19 protein-coding genes are annotated in these 22,180 nt (G+C 30.9%); 6 read left to right on the top strand and 13 right to left on the bottom strand.

Annotation, left to right across the window (positions count from 1 at the left end):
• Positions 1-15: 15 nt before the first annotated feature.
• Genes B3578_RS06355 through B3578_RS06335 form a run of 5 tightly spaced genes read right to left on the bottom strand, consistent with a single transcriptional unit; the run spans position 16 to position 4,909 of the window.
• Positions 16-1,026 (bottom strand): vWA domain-containing protein, encoded by a 1,011-nt coding sequence (locus tag B3578_RS06355; protein ID WP_125350569.1) that lies wholly within the window; start codon positions 1,024-1,026, stop codon positions 16-18.
• Entirely contained in the window at positions 1,026-2,042 is a 1,017-nt protein-coding gene (locus B3578_RS06350; RefSeq protein WP_291047415.1) for a vWA domain-containing protein, read from the bottom strand. The genes B3578_RS06355 and B3578_RS06350 overlap by 1 nt, the downstream gene beginning before the upstream one ends.
• Before the next feature lie 2 nt (positions 2,043-2,044).
• Positions 2,045-3,010 carry a BatD family protein gene (locus B3578_RS06345; RefSeq protein ID WP_291047413.1) on the bottom strand — a complete coding sequence of 322 codons (966 nt, stop codon included), beginning with the start codon at positions 3,008-3,010 and terminating at the stop codon, positions 2,045-2,047.
• Positions 3,010-3,882 carry a DUF58 domain-containing protein gene (locus tag B3578_RS06340; RefSeq protein WP_125350567.1) on the bottom strand — a complete coding sequence of 291 codons (873 nt, stop codon included), beginning with the start codon at positions 3,880-3,882 and terminating at the stop codon, positions 3,010-3,012. The genes B3578_RS06345 and B3578_RS06340 overlap by 1 nt, the downstream gene beginning before the upstream one ends.
• 25 nt (positions 3,883-3,907) lie before the next feature.
• The gene (locus B3578_RS06335) at positions 3,908-4,909 is read right to left on the bottom strand and encodes an AAA family ATPase (RefSeq protein WP_407932366.1); all 1,002 of its coding nucleotides are present in this window, start codon (positions 4,907-4,909) and stop codon (positions 3,908-3,910) included.
• Between the two features lie 261 nt (positions 4,910-5,170).
• Here B3578_RS06335 and B3578_RS06330 point away from each other — a divergent pair, with 261 nt between their 5' ends.
• Both B3578_RS06330 and B3578_RS06325 read left to right on the top strand, forming a co-directional pair.
• Complete coding sequence (locus tag B3578_RS06330; RefSeq protein ID WP_038336180.1) at positions 5,171-5,776, top strand: hypothetical protein; 606 nt, start codon at positions 5,171-5,173, stop codon at positions 5,774-5,776.
• 225 nt (positions 5,777-6,001) lie between these two features.
• Positions 6,002-6,442: a hypothetical protein gene (locus tag B3578_RS06325; RefSeq protein ID WP_291047408.1), complete on the top strand. Its 441-nt coding sequence runs from the start codon at positions 6,002-6,004 to the stop codon at positions 6,440-6,442.
• Between the two features lie 222 nt (positions 6,443-6,664).
• On the opposite strand, the gene B3578_RS06320 is transcribed toward B3578_RS06325, so the two are convergent.
• The 3 genes from B3578_RS06320 to B3578_RS06310 form a co-directional block, all read right to left on the bottom strand.
• A complete protein-coding gene (locus B3578_RS06320; RefSeq protein ID WP_291047407.1) occupies positions 6,665-8,410 on the bottom strand; it encodes a hypothetical protein in 1,746 nt (581 codons plus the stop codon).
• A 12-nt stretch (positions 8,411-8,422) separates the two neighbouring features.
• Positions 8,423-9,574 carry an ATP-binding cassette domain-containing protein gene (locus B3578_RS06315; RefSeq protein WP_291047405.1) on the bottom strand — a complete coding sequence of 384 codons (1,152 nt, stop codon included), beginning with the start codon at positions 9,572-9,574 and terminating at the stop codon, positions 8,423-8,425.
• Positions 9,575-10,136: 562 nt separating this feature from the next.
• A complete protein-coding gene (locus tag B3578_RS06310) occupies positions 10,137-11,327 on the bottom strand; it encodes a phosphoglycerate kinase (protein ID WP_291047403.1) in 1,191 nt (396 codons plus the stop codon).
• Between the two features lie 542 nt (positions 11,328-11,869).
• Between B3578_RS06310 and rpiB the strand changes: the two genes are divergently transcribed.
• Both rpiB and asnA read left to right on the top strand, forming a co-directional pair.
• A complete protein-coding gene (gene rpiB, locus B3578_RS06305; RefSeq protein WP_291047401.1) occupies positions 11,870-12,310 on the top strand; it encodes a ribose 5-phosphate isomerase B in 441 nt (146 codons plus the stop codon).
• A gap of 233 nt (positions 12,311-12,543) precedes the next feature.
• Complete coding sequence (gene asnA / locus B3578_RS06300; protein ID WP_038336194.1) at positions 12,544-13,548, top strand: aspartate--ammonia ligase; 1,005 nt, start codon at positions 12,544-12,546, stop codon at positions 13,546-13,548.
• A 133-nt stretch (positions 13,549-13,681) separates the two neighbouring features.
• Here the strand turns inward: asnA and B3578_RS06295 are convergent, their stop codons facing one another.
• Positions 13,682-14,479: a glycosyltransferase family 25 protein gene (locus tag B3578_RS06295; RefSeq protein ID WP_291047397.1), complete on the bottom strand. Its 798-nt coding sequence runs from the start codon at positions 14,477-14,479 to the stop codon at positions 13,682-13,684.
• Positions 14,480-14,758: 279 nt separating this feature from the next.
• Between B3578_RS06295 and rnr the strand changes: the two genes are divergently transcribed.
• Together rnr and B3578_RS06285 are read left to right on the top strand one after the other, a co-directional pair.
• Positions 14,759-16,918 carry a ribonuclease R gene (rnr, locus tag B3578_RS06290; RefSeq protein WP_291047395.1) on the top strand — a complete coding sequence of 720 codons (2,160 nt, stop codon included), beginning with the start codon at positions 14,759-14,761 and terminating at the stop codon, positions 16,916-16,918.
• Positions 16,919-16,959: 41 nt separating this feature from the next.
• Positions 16,960-17,643: a LysE family translocator gene (locus B3578_RS06285; protein ID WP_125349109.1), complete on the top strand. Its 684-nt coding sequence runs from the start codon at positions 16,960-16,962 to the stop codon at positions 17,641-17,643.
• 153 nt (positions 17,644-17,796) lie between these two features.
• On the opposite strand, the gene B3578_RS06280 is transcribed toward B3578_RS06285, so the two are convergent.
• The 4 genes from B3578_RS06280 to B3578_RS06265 all read right to left on the bottom strand — a co-directional run bounded on the left by B3578_RS06280 (position 17,797) and on the right by B3578_RS06265 (position 22,165).
• Positions 17,797-18,096 carry a hypothetical protein gene (locus B3578_RS06280; protein ID WP_219034088.1) on the bottom strand — a complete coding sequence of 100 codons (300 nt, stop codon included), beginning with the start codon at positions 18,094-18,096 and terminating at the stop codon, positions 17,797-17,799.
• 123 nt (positions 18,097-18,219) lie between these two features.
• A complete protein-coding gene (locus tag B3578_RS06275) occupies positions 18,220-19,272 on the bottom strand; it encodes an alkaline phosphatase family protein (protein ID WP_219034089.1) in 1,053 nt (350 codons plus the stop codon).
• 57 nt (positions 19,273-19,329) lie between these two features.
• Positions 19,330-20,334, bottom strand: a complete 1,005-nt coding sequence (locus B3578_RS06270; protein WP_219034136.1) for a glycosyltransferase family 9 protein — start codon at positions 20,332-20,334, stop codon at positions 19,330-19,332.
• The gene (locus B3578_RS06265; protein ID WP_291047390.1) at positions 20,315-22,165 is read right to left on the bottom strand and encodes a monovalent cation:proton antiporter-2 (CPA2) family protein; all 1,851 of its coding nucleotides are present in this window, start codon (positions 22,163-22,165) and stop codon (positions 20,315-20,317) included. Before B3578_RS06265 ends, B3578_RS06270 begins: the two co-directional genes overlap by 20 nt.
• Positions 22,166-22,180: the final 15 nt, after the last annotated feature.

Here is a 22,180-nt window from a genome sequence, read left to right as displayed (position 1 = left end):
TACCATACAAACTTACTATTTCTTTTTGTTAAAAATCTTATATTCAGATGTTAATAATTCCACAAAAAGTAAACAAACCGCAACCGCTAAAAACCACTGATAAATATGATTCATATCTCTTGTTGTAGAGTTAGCAATTTCGTTTTTATCTAATCGGGCTTTATACATTGATAATGCGGATAATGCATCTTGCGTATTATCCAAATGAATGTAAGTTCCGTTTGTATCTTGTGCCAATTTGCGAAGATTTTTATCTTCTAATTTTGTAATAACTATAGAACCTGTTTCGTCCTTTTTATAGTCTTCGGCGTAGCCATTGTAATACATCGGAATTGGAGCTCCTTTATCTGTTCCAACACCAACTGATACAATATGAATTCCGTTATCTTTTGCTATTTTAGAAGCTTGATTAACTGTATTTTCGTTGTCTTCTCCATCCGAAATTAGTACAATTAATTTACTTGTATTCGCCGATCCTTTGAATGTTTTTGCAGCTTCCTGAATCGCATTTAAGTAATTTGTCCCTTGGCTCGAAATTAACTCAGTATTAACATTTTGCAAATAACTTTCGATTGCAGCATAATCATTTGTCAATGGAGAAATCGTGTAAGCATTCGCTGCAAACGCAACCAAAGAAGCTCTATCTCCTCCTAATTGATGTAATGTTTCTGTAATTAATTTTGTTGCTTTTTCTAATCGCGAAGGAGCAACATCTTGTGCATTCATCGAACTTGATAAATCTAACAAGAAAACCATATCAATTCCTTCGCGCTTTACTTGCACATCTCGTTCACCATAAAGTGGATCCATCAATGCAATTACCATTAAAAATAAAGCCACACAAAATGCAATGATTTTGAAACCATAACGCTTTGAAGAAGTGATTGGAAAAACAAATGGAAACAGTTCTTTATCTGCAAATGTTTTCTTTACACGTTCGCGCCATTGAAATACTGTTATCGATAGAAAAATAACGACAAACAATAAAATCATCAACCAAATATTATGTAATTCTCCCCACTGCATTAGATTAATTCTTTAAAAACGGTTCTTCGTAAAATGGCTTCTAATACCAAAATAATGAATGCAGGCAATAAGAATCGTGCAAACAATTCGGTATAATTATAATATTTGACTTCGTTAATCTCTGTTTTTTCAAGTTTATCAATTTCGTTATAAATGTTTTTCAAACTTTCATTGTTTGTTGCACGGAAATATAAACCTCCAGTTTTATCTGCAACTTCTTCTAACAGTTTTTCGTCAATTTGTACAGGACGCATCTCAAAAACGTAATCACCTAACATATCGTAACCAACAGGCATAGGCGCCATTCCGTTTGTTCCAATACCAATTGTATATACTTTTATCCCTTTCTCTGCTGCAATATCAGCGGCTTGTCTCGGTGAAACATACATCAAATCTCCAGAAGGATTTACACTTTCAACACCATCTGTAATCAAAATAACTACTTTAGATTTTGCTTTACTATTTTTAAGATGATTAACAGCTGTTGCCAAACCAACTCCAATTGCTGTTCCATCAGCTAAACTACCAGAATGTAACATTTCGATTTCTTGTATCAAAACATCACGATCTGTTGTTAATGGAACACGTGTCAAAGCTTCTCCAGAATATTCGACCAAACCAACTCTGTCCGTTTTTCTTCCAAGTGAAAAGTCTTTTGCAACTTCTTTTAACGCTGTTAAACGATCTGGTTTCAAATCGCGCGCTAACATACTCAATGACGTATCTACAGTCAATAAAATATCAACTCCTTCGTCCGATTTTACTTTTGTCGTAACATCTACATAACGTGGACGAGCTAAAGCAACAATGCACAAAACCATTGCGATAATTCGCATCAAAAATAAAAGTGGTTTGTACGTCGCTAACGAACTTTTTGCACCTCCAAATGCTTTGAGCGAAGGTAATTTTAAGGATGCTTTTTTCTGGCTCGTTTTGCGAATTTCTCTGAAAATAAAGAAAGGCAAAGCAAGCAATAAGAGTAAGATCCAAGGATTTTGAAACTCAAAATTTAGCATTCCTAATTGTTATTAAACTGTTTATATTTTTCTCCCGTCACTTGATCTTTTTTCAAATCTTCGTTCTCCGGAATTTCTAATGGTTTTACACGATCTACAAATTCATCTACCCAATTTCGGTGCGAAATATTTGTTGGTTCATCAAATTCTTGTTTTGCGAATTTTACCAAATCAGCATCGAACAAAAATTGTTTAAATTTCTGCACATCTTCTGGTAAAACATCTGGTTTTGTCGCAACATATTTTACCAAATCATCCGACAAAATTTCTAATGCCGAAAAGTTATAAATACGTCCTAAATATCGTCTTACAATAAATGATAATTGCGTGTAATATTCTTTTTGTTCACCACGTTTCAAATATTTCTTAGCATCCAAGGCTTTCAGACTTGCTTTCGCTTCGTCATAAGGCGTTTTGTACGAATCTTTGCCAGATAATTTCGATTTTGCGCGAACATATAATACAACCAAAACAATTCCGATAATAAATAAAATCAACGCAATAATGCCGTACAACCAATATTTATTCCAATAATCTCCAATAGAATATTCTTCTTCCATTACAGGTTTTATCGGGAAAATTGCATTTTTCGTTGTATCAACTGCAATATCTTGAATATCAATTTCAAGTTGTTTTGTTGTTAAATCTTTTCCATTTTTCTGAATGATAAATGACGGAATATTAAATTTACCTGCATCATATCCAGTCAATTCTAAATGTTGAACAATTTCAGATTTTCCATCCGTTTTTACAGTGTCAATTTTTTGACCTAAAACTTCGATGTGATGATTAATTGAATCTGAAATCGTAGGAAAAACAACTTTATCTCCTTCTTTGTAATCAATTTTCACTTCATATTGGATTGGCTCGCCAATTTTGATTGTCGTGCGATCTAATTTTGGCGTAATTTCTTGCGCAAACGAAAATTGAAGGATAAAAAAACTTACTAAAAGCAATAAATTCTTCATTAGGCTTTATGACTTTTAAAGTAGTTTAACAATGGGCGAACATAATCTTCGTCGGTACGAATACTGATTGCGCCTGAATGATTTTTTTTGAAAATAGATTGATAACGTTGATCTAAATCGCGATAATATTGCGCATATTGTTGACGCAATTTCTTCGATGAAGTATCAATCAAGCGGATTTCACCTGTTTCGTTATCTTGCACATGAACCAAACCTACATCTGGAAAAGATTGTTCTTTTTCATCATAAACTCTAATTCCAGTCACATCATGTTTTTTTGCCACGATTCGCAATGCTTTTTCATAATCAGACGAATCAATAAAATCTGAAAGAATAAAAACATTTGATTTTCGGCGAACCAAATTCATAAATGTTTCCAAAGTCTCTGCTAAATCAGTTTTCTTACTTTTTGGCTCATACGAAACAATTTCTCTCACCAAACGCAACACATGTTGTTTTCCTTTTTTGGGTGGAATAAATTTCTCCACTTGATCCGAATATAATATCAAACCAACTTTATCATTATAGGTAATTGCCGAAAAAGCCAATGTAGCGCTCAATTCAGCAATCGTTTCCATTTTAATTTGTTTTCGTGTTCCAAAGTTTTCAGAATTCGAAACATCAACCAATAAAAACATGGTTAATTCTCGTTCTTCTTCAAAAACTTTTACATAAGGTTCGCTATATCGAGCCGTTTTATTCCAATCGATATTACGAACGTCATCACCGTATTGATAAGGACGAATTTCACTAAAAATCATACCTCTTCCTTTGAATGAACTGTGATATTCACCCATAAAAAGGTTGCTCGCTTTACGCTTGCTTTTTAGCTCAATACGTTTTACACGTTTGATGATTTCTTTTGCATCCAAAGTTTAAATGATTTTGAATAGTGGTTTAAGGAACTGGAACAACATTAAGAATATTGTCTATAATTTCTTCTGGCGTAACATTTTCTGCTTCTGCTTCGTAGCTAATTCCGATACGGTGACGCAACACATCTTTTGCCATTGCACGTACATCGTCTGGAATAACATAAGCGCGTTTGCGTAAAAATGCATACACTTTTGAAGCTTGTGCCAAATTGATCGATCCACGAGGCGAAGAACCAAACGAAATCATTGGAACCAATTTTTCTAATCCAACTTTTTCTGGAAAACGAGTCGCGAAAATAATATCCAAAATATATTTTTCAATTTTTTCGTCCATATAAACTTGTTTCACCATTTCGCGCGCATCCAACAATTCTTGAATAGAGATTACTTTCTCAATTTTTGGAAAAGATTGATTAATCGAATTTCTTAAAATCAAACGTTCTGCTTCAAATTCTGGATAAGTAATGACCGTTTTCAACATAAAACGGTCAACTTGTGCTTCTGGCAAAGGATAAGTTCCTTCTTGTTCCACCGGATTTTGAGTCGCCAAAACCAAGAAAGGTTTTTGTAACAGATACGTTTCGTCACCAATTGTTACTTGACGCTCTTGCATTGCTTCTAACAAGGCAGATTGTACTTTTGCAGGCGAACGGTTAATCTCATCAGCTAAAACAAAATTGGCGAATATTGGTCCTTTTTTGATTCTAAAATCGTTTTCTTTTACATTATAAATAAGTGTCCCCACAACATCGGCAGGTAACAAATCTGGTGTAAATTGTATACGAGAAAAAGATCCATCAACAGCATCAGATAATGTTTTAATAGCTAATGTTTTTGCTAATCCAGGAACACCTTCTAATAAAACGTGTCCATTTCCAAGTAATCCGATTAATAGACTTTCAATCATTTTTTCTTGTCCAATAATCGCTTTATTTATTTCCGATGTCAACCTTGCAATGCTTTCGCTTTTTGCTTCTATTTGTTGGTTTAGTTGTTGTATATCCAAAATTTCGTTGAAATTAATGTTTATATTATTGATTCAAATTTCCTCTAAAATTAACAAATACAATTGATTTAGAAATTAAAACTTTCATACAATATTGTTAAACTTTGTTAAGACAAAAGTAGTGTACCAAACGTTTTGATTATTATTTTCAGTAAAATTTTTCCAAGACTTACAAACTATTTATAAACAATAAACGTTTCTAAATAATATTTCTTTAAATGATTATACAATAACTATTTAAAGAATATTTATATTTTGCTGAAATTTATTAAAACTATTATGAAAAACTATTTATTATTAATCATTATTGTACTCGGTTCAAACATTTATGCTCAAAAAGAGAAAGTAAAATCTGGTACTGTCGATTTCTTAAAAGGACAATCTAAAATGAAAGTTATTTTTGACTATTCAAATCTAAAAATTAATGCAGATAGCATTACAGAAGCAGAATATGTTCAAAAAAAGATTGTTGATCTAAATGGCAAAAATGCTGGAAATGGAGATATTTGGAATGATAAATGGACTGGTGCAAAAGAGTCTATCTGGGAACCAAAATTTATGGAGTTATTAACTAAATATGGTGCAAAATCTACTGGAATTTCATTCTCTGAAAACGCTACAGATGCTCCTTACACAATGATTGTTAAAGTTGATTGGATTTATCCAGGTTGGGATGCATTTGTAATGAAACAAGCTGCAAAAGTATCTACAACTATTACTATTGTTGATTCTAATAATTTTGAAGATAAAAAATTTGTTGTCAATTATAAAGAAGCTCCAGGAACTCAATTCGGTAATAATTATAGTGATGAATCGAGAATTGGAGAAGGGTTTGCAAAAACTGCTAAAACTTTTTCTAAAATGTTAGAGAAAAAAATAAAATAATCTTTCAAAAAAAATACATCAAAATCCATTCTTTATCGAATGGATTTTTTTATTCAATAAATTTGACAACTTTGTTAAAAAATTTAATAAATCCTTGATTTCACCGATACTTAACACTCGTTTACCTCAATATTTTTGACGTCTTTTTTTTGTGTTGCAACTTTGTTTCAAGAAAAATGAAAAGAAAATAATTCTAACATTTAGTTGTAAACAAAAACATAGATTATGAAAAAAGCATTTTTATTAGCAAGTATAATGATGGTTATGGCAGTTTCTGCTCAACAAAGACCACAACAAGGTGAACGATCTGGAAATAGAAAAGAGCAAAGAGAACGCCCAACTGTAGATCAACAATTAAAAAAATTTGATCAATATAATTTGAGTTCTACTCAAAAGAAAAAAGTAAAATCGTTGTTAGAAAGTAGAGATTCTGACATGAAAAAAGAATTTGCGAACAGAGACAAAAATTCTACTCAAAAAGGAAAAAGAGGTTCTCGACCAGAAAAAGGTACAAACGATTTTGATATTAAATTAGAGAAAATTTTAGACAAAAATCAGTTCAATCAATACAAACAAGATCGTGAAAAACGTATGAAATCTGATAAATTTAGTATGCACAAAAAACGTGATGCAAAAGGAAATAGACATTCTTCTAAATGTGCATAAAATCATAAAAAATAGGGTTAACCTACAAATTTTGATGGTTAACCTCTATTAATTTAAATTTTGAAAGAATATTTTAAAATTTGTATGAGTTTTAAAATTATTATTGAATAGCACAATGTGTTATTTTATTTCATAAGTAAGTTTTTTTAAAGTAGTTTTTAAAATTCATTTTCATTCAATTATCAAGTGAAAAGCGAGCCGATTTAGCTCGCTTTTCTTTTTTTATTCTTCTGGCATTGCTTGCCATTTTTTATAAAGATTAATGATGAAATAAAAACTTATTAAATATAAAATTGGATTGATGTAAAGAAAAATTTCTGCAAATTCTTGTAACAGCAATAATTCTTTATTTGTTTGTCTAAACTCATAAATATTCATATGTTTATTTGCTTCATATAACATTTCTTCACGCAAATCTGTGTAAAAACTAAGCATCACAATTCCAATAAAAATATTGGTCGCAACAAACCAATTAAGATTAACACCTGTCAAAACTTTATATTTTTTGGAACGTAAGCCAATTAGTGTAGTCACTATAAATGCAATGTAAAAAACAAATAAAATAATATAAGGTGTGAATTGTGTATAACCAATACTTGCATCGATAGAAATTCCGAAAACGCTTCCTAAAATTGCCAAAATTCCTGCGCCAATCAATGAAATTAACCAAACTTTGAACGAACTAAATCTGAATGTAATAATAAGAACGGTAATAACTAAAGCGATTAGTAAATAGTACTGAATATGTTCTAACCAAGTGGAACTATATTTCGAAAACTCAATATTTTCATACACTTTGTTTAAACTATCTTGGTGGATATAATCATTCAGTTTTTTATCTACAGTTTGATAAGGATCAATATAATTCAATTTATGATCAATGAAATAATACGGATATTGAGGCAAATAATCAATCCACTTTTTATGTTTGAACTGATACCCAATTTCTTGCTTTTTTAATAAATCGGTATAATTATTCAATAAATTTTCAATTACTTTTCGATCATTTTTTTGCAACAAAGCAATCCATTGTCCATCATAAAATTGATGATTTAAAGTAGAATCTTTCGGATTGTTAAAAGCCAAAACACTATAATTATACAAACTTGCTAAGTTGTAATAAACATCTGGTTTTCCACCAGAATTTAATGTTACTGCAGCAGAATCGACAACAGCATAAGTTGAATCTACAGCTACTGTAGTAGGATAGTCCATTTCTTCTTGAAATGAATCTGTAGATGAATTATTCTTTTTAAGAGGTTGATACGTTTGATTAAAATTAATTTTAGAATAACTAAATCGATCCGGAAAATAATCTCTTAATAAGGTTTCAAATTCAGGATTTCTGAAATACGGATCCAAAAAAGCATCATATGAGTATGTTGGATTTTTTCTTAAATATTCTCTCTTATTTTTTTCATATAATTCTCTTGTTTCTTTTTCCGAAACCAACGAATCAAAAGCTGGAACAGGCAAATTTCTCGAATAATTATCGTACCCAAAATTTGGTTGCAACGTAAAACCTTGCGCTCTATTGATAATATCGATATCTTTCAAATATTGCTCTTCAGTTATATAATTTGAAACACGAAATTTAAGACCAGTTTTGAACGAATTTGGTACATAAAACATCAAAAATATAATGAAGAAAACGGCCAAAAATTCTTTGAATAAATAATTTCTTGAGGTTGGATAATTTGATTTGAAACGATTATTTTTTATATAGAAATACAACCAAATAACGCCGATAATGTCACCAATTAATAGGTAATAAATTGCAATTCCTGAGTTGAAAAACACTTCATAAAGTCCAGTTACTTGCAGTTGAGATTTTTTAGTAAAAAACAAAAAACCATTGATAAATGCAATCAAGTTGAAAACTAAAACCGTCAACAAAATCCAAATAAATTTCAGATTCCAAATCAATGGATATTTGGTAATTAAAGTTTGATTTATTTTTTTGAACATAGTTGGTTGGTTTTAATTGACAAAAAAGCGACGACTTGATTTCGAAATATCTCGAATATATTTTACTTTCAATAATGATTTTCCGATTTCAGACAAAATCATATTCATTGAAATTTCATCATCAAAATATGCGATATATGATCCTCCATTGAATTTTATCTGTTTAATTTCGATGTTAGATAAAGCTGTTAATAACTCTTCTTTGGTATTTTCAACATCAATTTCAACAATCGTAAAATCACCTTCCAAATCATTTGTATCTCCTTGTATTTTAAGCTTTCCTTGCTCTAAAAAGAGAACTTCTGTCGATACTTTTTCAACTTCGTACAATTGTTGAGAACTCAAAATAACACCAAAAGGATTTCGGATTGATTGTGATAAAAATTTCAAATCTTCAAGAATAATTTGTTGTGCCAAAATATCTAAATTAGCCAAAGGCTCATCTAACAACAATACTTTTGGACGACGCAATAACGTTCGCGCGAGCTCGAATCGCATTTTATAACCAGACGACAATTGTCGCCATTGCAAATCCTTGTAAGGCCAAAGCCCCAAACGCGCCAACATAACATTCGCTAATAACCTATTTTCTTCGTTGTAAATATCATAACATGTCAAGGTAAATTGCAGATTTTCCATCAACGTACCATATAAAACTTCGATTCGTTGCGGCACATAAACTAATTTTGTTTTCAGCTCAAAACTAAACGGTTTTGCTTTAGAAAAATGATAAATTATTTCGCCAGAAGTTGGTTTCAATTCACCACAAATTAAACGTAATAAAGTCGTTTTTCCATTTCCATTCTCTCCAACTAATCCAACAACTTCTCGTGATTTCAAATCAAAAGTAATGGGATGGAGTTTAAAATTTCGACGATGATAAGCTTTTTCAACATTGTTGGTTGATATCAATGTTTCTTCTTTCTGAAAGGGAGGAGGAGAAGCTTGTTTTAACTTTTCCACCAATTGTAAAGCCTGCGTTATTTTATTTTCGTTCGTAGAATTTTCGGTGTAATAAAGATCCGAATAGGAGATAATCTCTTTGTAAAAAGATTTCTCACCCAAATCCAACACGCAATCAATTAATCGGCGATAGCCCAAATCAAGATCATTGTGCTGCAAATGATTTTCTACTTCGTTTAGTCGTTGGTTAAATTCATTCATAGATTGATTATTAAATCATTACGAATATAACAATCCTTTTCTATAAATAAAATGGCTAATTGTAGGGAGATTTCAGTTTCAACAATTTTTGATAAACTTTCTTAATTACTTTTTAATTCATTATTTATCAAGTTTTTATAATTAACAATTTTAACTTTATTAAATCAATTTAGTTCTAAAATCATCATTATTCACAAGTTTTAATAAAGTCTATTCATAACTTTTTAATTCATTTATATTTAATAGTTTACTATTAACAATTTGAGTAATTAATCAAGCTATAAACATTCTTTTTATAACTCAGTTGAAAAGTAGTTAATTTATTAAATAACAAGTGATTACTATTAACAATTTTAGAATCATTGAGATTCCTCCTAACGTTGGAATGGCAGAAAATTTGATGCTAAAAAAAAATGTCATTCTGAACGAAACGACAGCAAAGTGAAGAACCTAATCATTAAGATGAGAAGTTGAAATAAATTCAGCTTAACAATTAAGACAAAAAAAGTCGAGCAAATGCTCGACTTAATTTTTTACTATTTTAAGTATTTTTTTCCTTTTCTTATTTTAAAATCGCAGCAACTCCTGGTAATTCTTTACCTTCCAACGATTCTAACATTGCGCCACCTCCTGTAGAAACGTAGCTTACTTTGTCGTCGTAACCAAATTGTTTTACGAAAGCAACAGAATCTCCACCACCAACAAGCGAGAAAGCGCCGTTTGCCGTAGCTTCAGCAATTGCATTACCTAAAGCAATAGTTCCTTTTGCAAAATTTGACATTTCAAAAACACCTAAAGGACCATTCCAAAGAATTGTTTTCGAATTGTTAATTACATCTGCAAAAACTTTTGACGATTCTTCACCAACATCCATTCCCATCCATCCATCAGGAATTTGATCCGAAGGAACTGTTTGTGTATTTGCATCATTACTGAAATTATCAGCAATTACATTGTCAACCGGTAAATAAACTTTTACATTATGTTTTTCACATTCAGCCAAAATTTCTTTCGCTAAATCTAATTTATCATCTTCTACCAACGAATTTCCAATTTTTCCTCCATTTGCTTTCACAAATGTATACGTCATTCCACCACCAATAATCAAGTTATCAATAACTGGTAAAATATTGTTGATAATCGTAATTTTAGAAGACACTTTAGCTCCTCCAAGTACCGCTGTTACAGGTTTTTCACCATCATCTAACACTTTGTTAATAGCTGTTAATTCTTGTTCCATTAACAAACCAAAACATTTATTTCCCGGGAAAAATTCAGCAATAATTGCAGTCGAAGCATGTGCGCGGTGTGCTGTTCCGAAAGCGTCATTCACATAAATATCTCCAAATTGAGCCAATGATTTTGCAAAGTCTTTATCTCCAGCTTCTTCCTCATTATGGAAACGAACATTCTCCAATAATAAAACTTGGCCTGGTTTTAGATTACTTACTTTTTGTTTCGCATCATCGCCAATAACATCATTCGCAACGATCACATCAACGCCAAGAATTTCTGAAACTTTTGATGCAATATGTTTTAATGAATATTTATCATTGAATTCGCCTTTAGGACGTCCCAAATGACTCATTAATACAACAGCGCCACCATCTTTCAATATTTTGTCGATCGTTGGTTTTGCAGCTCTAATACGTGTATCATCTGTCACATTTAAATTTTCGTCTTGCGGAACATTGAAGTCAACACGAATCAATGCTTTCTTGTTTTCGAAATTGTAGTCGTTGATTGTTTTCATATTTTGATTTGAAATTTTGAACTACACAAAAGTAATCAAACTTTCATTTTGAGACTTAAAATCATTCAATACAATTTTCAACTATTAACAATTCATAATAATATATATAGTTTAATTAATTTTTAAATTTTAAAAAAAGAAAAAAATGTTACTATTATTAGCACTGTTAATATGTGGATAACTAAAGTGAGATAAATTTTATTTAATAGCAATTAACAAGCTATTATTTGTAATTTTGTTTTGTAATGAAAGAGTTAGATATTCTATCAACAATTTATCATTTTGGTTGATAAACAACTTTTGTTAGCAAGATGTTTTGTGAAAACTATTCATAACGATGTGTAAATCTTTTATGCCAAAATGAAAAGTTTTACTTGACTTGTATTGATTTATTTCTAATTGATTTTTTGAATCAGATTTCCAAATTTTTCTCTCGAAAAGTTATTAGTTTTATTCAATCATCTTTTAACAAGTTGTTACTTTTACTTAACATTTGATTTACAATTATTTAAACAAAAACAACAAAAACACCTGTTAATTAAATGAAAATTGCAATCGGAGCGGACCATGCTGGGTTCGATTATAAGGAAAAATTAGTACCCTTTTTAACAAGTCAAGGATATGAGGTTGAGGATTTTGGAACGTTCTCAACAGCGAGTGTTGATTACCCTGATTTTGCACACCCAACGGCACAAGCTGTAGAAGATGGAAAAGCAGATTTCGGAATTTTGATTTGTGGTAGTGCGCAAGGCGTTACAATGACTGCAAATAAACACCAAGGAATTCGTGCTGCATTATGTTGGATGATGGATATTGCCAAGTTAGCTCGTCAACACAATAATGCAAATGTGTTAACTTTACCTGCACGCTTTATTGCGTATGAATATGCAGAAGAAATTGTGAATACATTTTTAGCAACAGAATTTGAAGGTGGTCGTCACCAAGGACGCGTAGATAAAATTGCTTGTTCATACAACGGATAATTTTATACATCTATTATAAGATATAAAATCGGTCAATTCGTTAGAGTTTACCGATTTTTATTTTAAAAATTAAATTTAAAACTATTATAAAGTTTAAATAGTTAACTATAAACAATATTTTATATTTAAAATTAAATATTTTTAAACCAATTTAAGTCAATAGTATATTTATTGATTTTAGCTGTTCTACTTTTACATCAGTTAAAAAAACAAATCATTTAAAGATTAAAAAGATGAGCAGAGCATTATTACGTAGAGAACAAGCAATCTCTTTTGTAAAAGAAGAATTTTCGAAAGGATTACAAAAAGAATTAAACATTATTCCAGTTTCTGGACCATTGGTAGTTTTGGATGGAACAGGTATTAATGATGATTTGAATAGTATCGAAAGACCTGTAAAATTCCCTATAAAATCTTTGAATGATAAAAATGCGGTAGTTGTACATTCTTTGGCAAAATGGAAACGTATTCGTTTGAAAGAATTAGAAATTGAGCCAGGCGAAGGAATTATAACAGATATGCGCGCTTTGCGTCCAGACGAAGATTATTCGCCAATTCACTCTATTTATGTGGATCAATGGGATTGGGAAAAAGTAATTGTGCCGCAAGATCGCCAATTGGATTATCTTTTTTCGACAGTAAAATCGATTTATGAAGTTATTAAAAAAACGGAGCAAAATGTAGAAGCAAAATATCCACAATTGAAAGCTGTTTTACCAGAACAAATTACATTTATTTCGTCTGAAGATTTATTACAGAAATATCCAACTCTTACGCCGAAAGAAAGAGAAAATGCAATTTGTAAAGAATTTGGAGCTGTTTTTATTTACGGAATTGGAGGAGAATTGAGTAATGGAGAATTACACGATGCACGTGCTGCTGATTATGACGATTGGAGTACAGAAAACAGTGCTGGTTTTAGAGGTCTTAATGGTGATATTTTAGTTTGGAACCCTGTTTTAGAATCTGCTTTCGAGTTATCCTCGATGGGAATTCGTGTAGATAAAGAAGCTTTGACCAAACAATTAGAAATTAGAGATTTTTCGGATCGTAAAAATTTATTATTTCACTCGATGTTGTTAGATGATCAGTTAACAGAATCAATTGGAGGTGGAATTGGACAATCTCGTATGTGTATGTTTATGTTGAAATCTCGACATATTGGCGAAGTACAAGCGAGTATTTGGGACGGAAAAGTAAAAGAAAAATTAAAAGAAGAAAGCATCGAATTATTATAAATGAAAAAGCAGTTTCAAAGTCTTGAAACTGCTATTTTTGTATTTTATATAGAAATTAACAATGTTTATAACTGTTGATAAAGGTTGTTAATTTATTTTAATTCAGTAACTTAATAAGTGTAATAATTGTTGATTAAGAAATTCTTTCATTTTTCTTCACAATAAAACTATCATAGAATTTTTTGAAACCATGATGATTAATCAAATAGAAATATTTAGGAAATAATCTATTCAATTCGTATTGAATTTGTCTTGGAAATTTAGACTTTCTTAAACTGCGATCAATCTGAATTTGCGTTTCTACTGGAGCTGGTTTAACAAGCGATGGAAGAAGATTATATATTCTTAAGTCAAATTCCCAAGCATGCTGTAAATCACAATCAATAGGACGTTGAATTGTAGGAAGTGGCGTTTTAATTTTATTCAAAAATTTTTCTGCGGCCTTTCTTGTCCAAATGGCTGAAATTGTTGTGATTGGAATACTCGTTCCACAAGCACCAATAATGTATTTATTATTCACATCAGCAATTTTTATATGTTTTCTTTTTCCGTTAAATAGCTTCAAAACATCCCATTTATGCTTGTTAGAAAGTTCTTCATAATTAGAAAGAGCATGTTCTACAGCAGATTTAAAATCATCAACCAAAATTGCATCATCTTCTATAACCAAAGCAAAATCATTTTCAGAAGCCAAAAAAGTTTTTAGCGTTTTCACATGACTCAAATAACAACCAATTTCTCCAGGAACTAAATCGCGGTCATATTTATTTTTTATTTTATAGGTTGACGAATCCAAAGTTTTGGCATCCACAGCAGAAATTCTTTCGTAAGTAATCTCACATTTTTCGAATTCTTTTTGCATCAATTCAAGCCGATCCGTAGCTCTATCAAGGTTAATCAAGTAAGTTTGATATAATGGTTTAGTTTTCATTCAATTAATTATCAATGCAAAAATAGCTTTTTTGGCTCAATTTTCGCAATAAATCAAAACGTTACAAGTAATCTTATCCTTTCCGTAACATAGAATTGGCTGTAAATTGTTATTTTAGAAAAAGGATATATTACCTTTGCAGTGGTTATGTTGTTTATTAACATCTTATCAATAGTTATTAAAAATAATTTGATAATCAAATAAATAAGATGTTTATTTATTAACTATTTTAAAATAAATCTCGAAAAAAAAAAGAAGAGATTTGACAGAAAACAAATTATGCCAAGAAGAAATTTTAAAAATACAAAGGCGAAAAAAGACAAAAACATAACAAAGTTTACGAAGTCTATCATCGAAGTTTTATTTCAAAATCCGAATAAACCTTTAAATTATAAACAAATTGCAGCAGCTTTAAACCTAACAAATCGAATTGATACAGAATTATTGATTAAGAATTTGAATGTTTTATTAGCTGACAAAAAGATTTCTGAAGTAGAAAGAGGAAAATATAAAATCAATGCAACCAATGATTATATGGTTGGGATTGCGGATTTGACTTCTTCGGGAAGCGCTTATATTATGATTGATGGTCTTGAACAAGATGTCTTTGTACAAAAAGGGAAAACGCGAAATGCTTTAATGGGCGATACGGTTCGCGTATATGTTTATCCAAAAAAACATGCCAATCAATCGAGAGCAGAAGGAGAAATTGTAGAAATTATCGAGCGTAATAAAACTGAATTTACAGGAATTTTCGAGTTAGGAAAGAATGGAAATTTTGGTTTTGTAACGATGCAAAATGGTAACCACGATTTCTTTATTCCGAAAGAGAAAATTAAAAATGCTCAACCAGGAGAAAAAGTTGTGGTTCGATTAACAAACTGGCCAGAAGGATCTAATTCACCATTTGGTGAAATCACGCAAGTTTTGGGTAGTCCAGACGATACGGATGTAGAAATTCATGCAATTTTGTTAGAATACGATTTGCCAGCTCAATTTCCAGAGGAAGTTGAAGAAGAAGCAAATCAGTTGGATACTTCGATAGATGAAGCCGAGGCAGCTCGTCGTAGAGATATGCGAAATGTAACGACATTTACAATCGACCCGAAAGATGCAAAAGATTTTGATGATGCTTTATCAATACGAAAATTGGAGAACGGAAACTGGGAAATTGGTGTTCACATTGCCGATGTTACGCATTATGTTCGTCCAGGTTCGTTGATCGAGCAAGAAGCATACAAGCGTGCAACTTCTGTTTATTTGGTGGATAGAGTAGTGCCAATGTTGCCAGAAGTATTGTCGAATGTTGCATGTTCTTTGCGTCCAAACGAAGATAAATATACGTTTTCGGGTGTATTCGAAATGGATGATAATGCGAAGATTGTAAAAACATGGTTTGGTCGTACAGTAACGCATTCTGACAGACGTTTTACATACGAGGAAGCACAAGAAATTATTGAAGGGAAAGATGGCGATTTTAAAGATGAAATCCTGACTTTAGATCGCTTAGCAAAAACAATGCGTGGAAAACGTATGAAATATGGAGCGGTTAATTTTGATAAAGTTGAAGTAAAATTCGATTTAGATCAAGCGCATAATCCACAAGGAATTTTCTTCAAAATTTCGAAAGATTCGAATAAATTGATTGAAGAATTCATGTTGTTATGTAACAAAAAAGTTTCAGAATTCATCAGTTTAGATAAACATGGAAAAGAGAATGCGAACACTTATATTTATCGTGTTCACGATGATCCGAATCCAGATAAATTATTAGACTTAAAGAATTTTATTCGCCAATTTGGGTATGAATTAGAGATTGGAGATCGTAAAACAACTATCAATTCTATGAATAAGTTGTTAGCAGAAGTGAAAGGAAAACCAGAAGAAAATATGGTTGAAACTTTGGCAATGCGAACAATGGCGAAAGCAAAATATACAACAGAGAATATAGGACATTACGGTTTAGCGTTCGATTATTACACGCATTTTACATCGCCGATTCGTCGTTATCCAGATATGATTGCGCACCGTTTGTTGCAAGATTATTTAGATGGTAAAAAATCTCCTGCAGCGGCTGTTTACGAAGATAAAGCAAAACATTGTTCATCTCGCGAAAAAATTGCTGCAGAAGCAGAGCGAGAGTCAATAAAATATATGCAAGTAAAATACATGGAGCAATTTGTTGGCGAAACTTTTGATGCTTTTATTACAGGTGTACAAGATTATGGAATCTTTGTTGAAATTCCAGAAACGCGTTGCGAAGGTTTGATTCGTTCTCGTGCTATGAAAGGTGATCATTTTGTTTTTGACGAAAAAAATCATGCTTTAATAGGTAAACGCACACGTGTTAAATATCAGTTAGGAAGTCCGGTTAGAATCAAAGTTTTAAATGCTGATTTAATCAAGAAGCAATTAGATTTTGAATTAGTTGATGCTTAAGTTTCATATTTTAGACTTATCTTGCAGACCTTAATTATGTTATGGAAATAATATTTTCGGCCATACTAATAGGTTTTTTATTAAGTACAATTCTTATTGGACCTGTATTTTTCTTACTTATTGAAACCAGTTTGCGTAGAAGTTGGAAAACAGCTGTAGTCCTAGATTTAGGGGTTATTGCAGCTGATATTTTGTGTATTGCAGCAGCCTATTATGGAAGTAAAGATTTTACAGATTATGTGACCAATCATCCAAAGTTTTACCGCATTTATATCATTGCAGGTTTCTTTGTATTGATTTACGGAATTTTCATGTATTTCTCTAAACCAAAGCTACATATAGAAGGCGAAGCGGGATTTGTAAGCAACAATTATTTGAGAACGTTTATCAATGGATTTATTATGAATTTGTTGAATATAGGTGTCATTGTTTTTTGGTTTGTAATTGTCTCTTCAATTATGATTCAATATCCAAATCCAAGCGATTTTATGCTGTATATGGGCGTTGTTTTGACGACCTATTTTGTAATAGATTTGGGTAAAATATTTTTGGCAGGGAAGCTACAGAAACGTTTTACCGATCAAAAAGTATTTATGGTGCGAAAAGGAGTTGGTATTTGTCTTTTAGTCTTTGGATTAATCATTATCTTAAAAGGTTTCGGATTCTTTAAAGAAATCGATCAAAAAATAGAGAATCAGCTCATTAATCAAGAACAAACAAGTTAGAAATATAAACTCCCATCAAATTTTTTGATGGGAGTTTTTTTATTTCTACTTTATAAAAATAATCTAATTGATTATTGATATCATGAAAAATAAAATAAATAATTAAGTACAAAATAAGGTTGATAATGATGTAATAAAATATGTATTTTAGCATTAATTACAATTCATAAAACCTGTTTTTTTTATTTCTTCTATCAATTTATCAGGATTAGAAACTCTGAAAATTATTTTTGAATCATATTTAGGATTTTTATGAAGAATTTTAATTCCTTTTTCAAAAAAATCGTTAGATGGAATTATATCTATAATATCTTTTTTTAAAAGGATTATTTTAAAGAAAAACAAATAATTTATTATTAACTTATCTTCATAAATATTTATTTGAGCAAGTAAACTTGACATTCTAATAGAGCCTATTATAAGACCTCCCGATTTTGTATAAAGATTGTTCATATTTTTTTAGGTTAAATTATTGATATTGTGAGAGTGAAGTTTTGAATAAATAATTTTACAGTTAGGAATGCTCTGAAAGGCATATTTTATCGTTTTAAACTGCATATCCAAAGCAGACAAATCTTACTTCAATAACGACTTCCCAGAATCCTTATAATTCCATGTTTTTACTTTCATCAAATCAGCAATTGTAGAGGCAATTTGATTGAGATAAGTTTGTTTCTGTTTGAATTTTTTAGGATTAATCCCATTTCCAATCATCAAAATAAAACCTTCGTCTGATCCAGGAATTTCATCATAATGTTCTGGCCATTGTCTTCCATTTCCACGTCCGTGATCAGTTGTTACAATAATAGTTGTTTGATCTTTATAGAATGGATCGCTTTGTACATAATTCCATAATTCCTCAATCATTCTATCATTGCGATTTATTGAAGTAATATATTGATCGTAATCTTCATCATGTCCGTAATCATCAGCTTCTCCATAACCAATAAAAAGTAATTTTGGCTTTTGATTTTTCATCGCTTCTAACGCAAATTCGTGCGTAAAAATATCAAATCTAGTTGCCCACCATTGTTTTGGTGTTTCTAATTGAAAACGTTCGATAAGCAATTCTCGTTCAGATTTGTTTTGATTAAAACTATCTTGATATCCAGCATTTACAAACAATTTAGAACGTTCTTGATTGAAAATATTTGTATACATTCTCCAGCTTCCAAAAGCCATTACCTTATTGTTTAAATTCTTTTGTTGATTTGCAATTTCAAAAACTGAAACATTAGGATTCGGAATATCTTTGTTATTTTTAATTCGCTCATCATCAGCTTTTCCTGTAATAATTTCGTTGTATCCAGGATAAGACCATAATCTTTTGTTGGTCAAATTAACAAAGTTTTGTTCATCACGATTTCCTAAAATAACTCCTTTGTCTTTAATCGTTTTCCACGTAAATGGCATCAATAATTCGCGACGTTTTATAGAATCTTCTGTCCAATATTTTTCATTAGTTTGAACAATAAGTGAGTTGTATTTTTTATCATTTAAAATTGATTTTTCAACTCCTCGGAAAACTTCTTTCCAACGAACACCATCCAGCGTAACCAAAATAACTTTCGGTTCTTGAGCAAATAAAAAATTTGAGAATAAGGCAAGAATAAGAAATGTATACTTCATGTGATTATAATTTCTTATAAAAATAGGAAAAGCATCGATATGATGCTTTTAAAAGTATTATTTTTCTAATTTATCGACGATTTGTTCATAAATATCTTCGGCACTCAAATTTTGAAAATAATCATAATTTTGAAACTTTTTTGGATCTTTTCCAAAGATAGAAGTTGGACGAATTTTCATCGTTTCGTCTTGTATCACATCATTCATAGATTGACCATAACCTAAAAATCCAGCAAATGGATGCGTTCCACCCCAAATAGAAATTGTGCGTGTTCCCATCAACGAAGCTAAATGCATGTTTGCGCTATCCATAGAAATCATTACTTCTAATTTAGCAATTGCTTGTAATTCTTCTTCAAAAGAGATTGTTCCAGCTAAAGATTTGATGTTAGGATTAAAACTTTCCCACGTTTTTAATTCATCAATTTCAATTTTTCCACCGCCAAATAAATAAATTTTGTACCCATTTTCAGCTAATTTCTTCGCAACGATTTTCATCTTTTCGATGGGATACATTTTACTTGTAAAGGCTGCAAAAGGCGCAATTCCAATTGATTTAGATTCTTTAATCGATTTTGGTTCGATTTTATGCTTTAAATTGACGTTAAAACTAAATTGACGCAAAACATCAGCATAGCGCTCAGTTGTTAATTTTAATTGCTTAAAAACGCGATTTTTTTGATTGACTAAAGCTTTTTTCTCCTCACGACCTTTATCTAAAGTAGCCGTTTCTGTTCCGTTAAGTTTGAATAGAGTTGTAATGACTTTTGATCGGATTACGTTGTGAAAATCAGCTACATAATCAAAATTATATTGTTTTAATTCTTTGTATAATTTGAACAAGCTAAAAAAGCTTTTGTAGTCTTTGTTCAAATCAACCGAAATAAATTTGATTTGAGGAAATTGCTTGAAAATATTTCCCATAAAAGGGCGCGAAGCAACATAAACTTCGATGTTAGGATTTTGTTCAATAAACTCTTGTAAAACAGGAGCAATCATTGTAACATCCCCCAAAGCAGAAAAACGTAAAACTAATAGTTTTTTATGATTCGTTTTCTCCATTATTCCTATTGTTAATTTCTTTTGCAACCATTTTCATTTGCTTTTCAAATTCTTGCTTAGATGCTTCAAAATATTGATCAGAATTTTCGGCATGTTTTGCAATTTTACGCAACGATTTTCGGTCACTTTTTATGAAAATTTCTCCAATTTTAGACGCTTCTTCAGGTGAAAAACCATATTTTATAAGGATTTGTCTACCAACGTAAACAGATGAGAAAAAGTTTTCTCGATAAACTTCGTCTATACCATCTTTCAAATAATTATACGCATAACTACGATTTTTTGCACGAACAATAATTTCTAAATTCGGAAAGTTTTTACGAACAATATAAACTAATTTTTGATTAATTTCTGGCGGATCCAAAGCAGCTACAAAATATTTTGCATGTTCAGCACCAGCCGATTTTAGTAAGTTAACATTTGTTGCATCGCCATAAAAAACATTAAAACCCTGCTTGCGCATTTTCTCTACACGCTCACTATCATTATCCAAAACAATCGATTTTATTCCAGTGCTTTTCAAGACACGACTAATTGTGTTTCCAAAATCACCAAAACCAGCAATAATTATTTCACCTTCTGCTGAATGTGGATTTATTTTATCGTTTTCAATGATTGTTTTTACTTTTGTTTTTACACCAAAATATTTTAGAATTAATTTTTCATTTAAGACTAAAAGTAATGGTGTTATTACCATTGTTATCGCAGTTGTAGCTAACATCAAATCGTACCATTCTTTGTTTAGAATATCTAAATTTCGAGTCAAAGATAAGATAACGAAAGCAAACTCTCCGACTTGTGATAAAAGCAAAATGAACAACCATTTCTGATCAAAATCAAATTTATGTTTGATTCCAATAAACCATAAAACCAATGATTTTATTAACATTATTCCAAATGTTAATCCAAGAATCATAAAAGGTTTATCTGCAATTAATTTGAAGTTAATGGTTGATCCAACAGCAATAAAAAAGATTCCTAATAATAATGATTTGAATGGCTCAATGTCACTTTCTAATTGATGTTTATATTCGTTATTCGCCAAAACAACACCAGCAATAAATGCTCCCAAGGCAGGAGAAATTCCAACTTTTTGCATCAAAATTGAAACTCCAATGACTAAAAGTAGGGCAGAAGCGGTGTAAATTTCTCGAACTTGTAATTGTCCAACATACTTAAAATAAGGTGTAATAATGTATTTTGCAATCACATAAATAAATGTAATTGCACCAACAATAACCAAGGTTTTCATGAACGCTGGTCCACCAACTAACAAACTTTTAGAATCATCTCCAATGGACTGAATCAAAGAATCTCCAACTAAAAGTGGAATAATTGCTAAGATTGGAATCACCATAATATCTTGAAACAATAAAACTGAAAAAGTTGATTTACCTATGTTTGTTTTGGTCAACCCTTTTTCGCTAAGTGTTTGCATAATAATGGCTGTTGAAGACATGGTTATTGCAAAAGCTATAGAAACAGCCAAAGAAAAATCCATTTTCAAGGCAAACATTCCGACTAAAGTTGTAATAATTATCGTCCCCAAAACTTGCATTCCACCAAGGTTGATGATTTTATTTTTCATCTTCCAGAATTCCTTTGGATCAAGTTCTAATCCGACCAAAAAAAGCATCATAACTACACCAAATTCTGTGGCGTGCATAATGTCTGTTCCGTCATTGCCAACAAATTTTAGCACATAAGGTCCAATTAAAACTCCGGCAATTAAATATCCCAAAACCGAACCCATTCCTAATTTTTTGGAAATAGGAACGCAGATTACAGCGGAAAATAGAAAAATAAATGCTTGGCCTAAAAAGTCGTTCATTATTTTATAAGGTTG

The organism is Empedobacter sp. UBA1574 (genome assembly GCF_002322895.1).
GTDB classification, from domain to species: domain Bacteria; phylum Bacteroidota; class Bacteroidia; order Flavobacteriales; family Weeksellaceae; genus Empedobacter; species Empedobacter falsenii_B.
This window is presented reverse-complemented; position numbering and strand designations above follow the sequence as displayed.

Coding starts and splice junctions, on each gene's coding strand:
- B3578_RS06320 (WP_291047407.1), bottom strand. CDS start 8,410: ATGTTCAAAAAAATAAATCAAACTTTAATTACCAAATATCCATTGATT.
- B3578_RS06325 (WP_291047408.1), top strand. CDS start 6,002: ATGAAAAAAGCATTTTTATTAGCAAGTATAATGATGGTTATGGCAGTT.
- B3578_RS06275 (WP_219034089.1), bottom strand. CDS start 19,272: ATGAAGTATACATTTCTTATTCTTGCCTTATTCTCAAATTTTTTATTT.
- B3578_RS06315 (WP_291047405.1), bottom strand. CDS start 9,574: ATGAATGAATTTAACCAACGACTAAACGAAGTAGAAAATCATTTGCAG.
- B3578_RS06345 (WP_291047413.1), bottom strand. CDS start 3,010: ATGAAGAATTTATTGCTTTTAGTAAGTTTTTTTATCCTTCAATTTTCG.
- rpiB (WP_291047401.1), top strand. CDS start 11,870: ATGAAAATTGCAATCGGAGCGGACCATGCTGGGTTCGATTATAAGGAA.
- B3578_RS06280 (WP_219034088.1), bottom strand. CDS start 18,096: ATGAACAATCTTTATACAAAATCGGGAGGTCTTATAATAGGCTCTATT.
- B3578_RS06270 (WP_219034136.1), bottom strand. CDS start 20,334: ATGGAGAAAACGAATCATAAAAAACTATTAGTTTTACGTTTTTCTGCT.
- B3578_RS06330 (WP_038336180.1), top strand. CDS start 5,171: ATGAAAAACTATTTATTATTAATCATTATTGTACTCGGTTCAAACATT.
- rnr (WP_291047395.1), top strand. CDS start 14,759: ATGCCAAGAAGAAATTTTAAAAATACAAAGGCGAAAAAAGACAAAAAC.
- B3578_RS06295 (WP_291047397.1), bottom strand. CDS start 14,479: ATGAAAACTAAACCATTATATCAAACTTACTTGATTAACCTTGATAGA.
- B3578_RS06350 (WP_291047415.1), bottom strand. CDS start 2,042: ATGCTAAATTTTGAGTTTCAAAATCCTTGGATCTTACTCTTATTGCTT.
- B3578_RS06355 (WP_125350569.1), bottom strand. CDS start 1,026: ATGCAGTGGGGAGAATTACATAATATTTGGTTGATGATTTTATTGTTT.
- B3578_RS06310 (WP_291047403.1), bottom strand. CDS start 11,327: ATGAAAACAATCAACGACTACAATTTCGAAAACAAGAAAGCATTGATT.
- B3578_RS06265 (WP_291047390.1), bottom strand. CDS start 22,165: ATGAACGACTTTTTAGGCCAAGCATTTATTTTTCTATTTTCCGCTGTA.
- B3578_RS06285 (WP_125349109.1), top strand. CDS start 16,960: ATGGAAATAATATTTTCGGCCATACTAATAGGTTTTTTATTAAGTACA.
- asnA (WP_038336194.1), top strand. CDS start 12,544: ATGAGCAGAGCATTATTACGTAGAGAACAAGCAATCTCTTTTGTAAAA.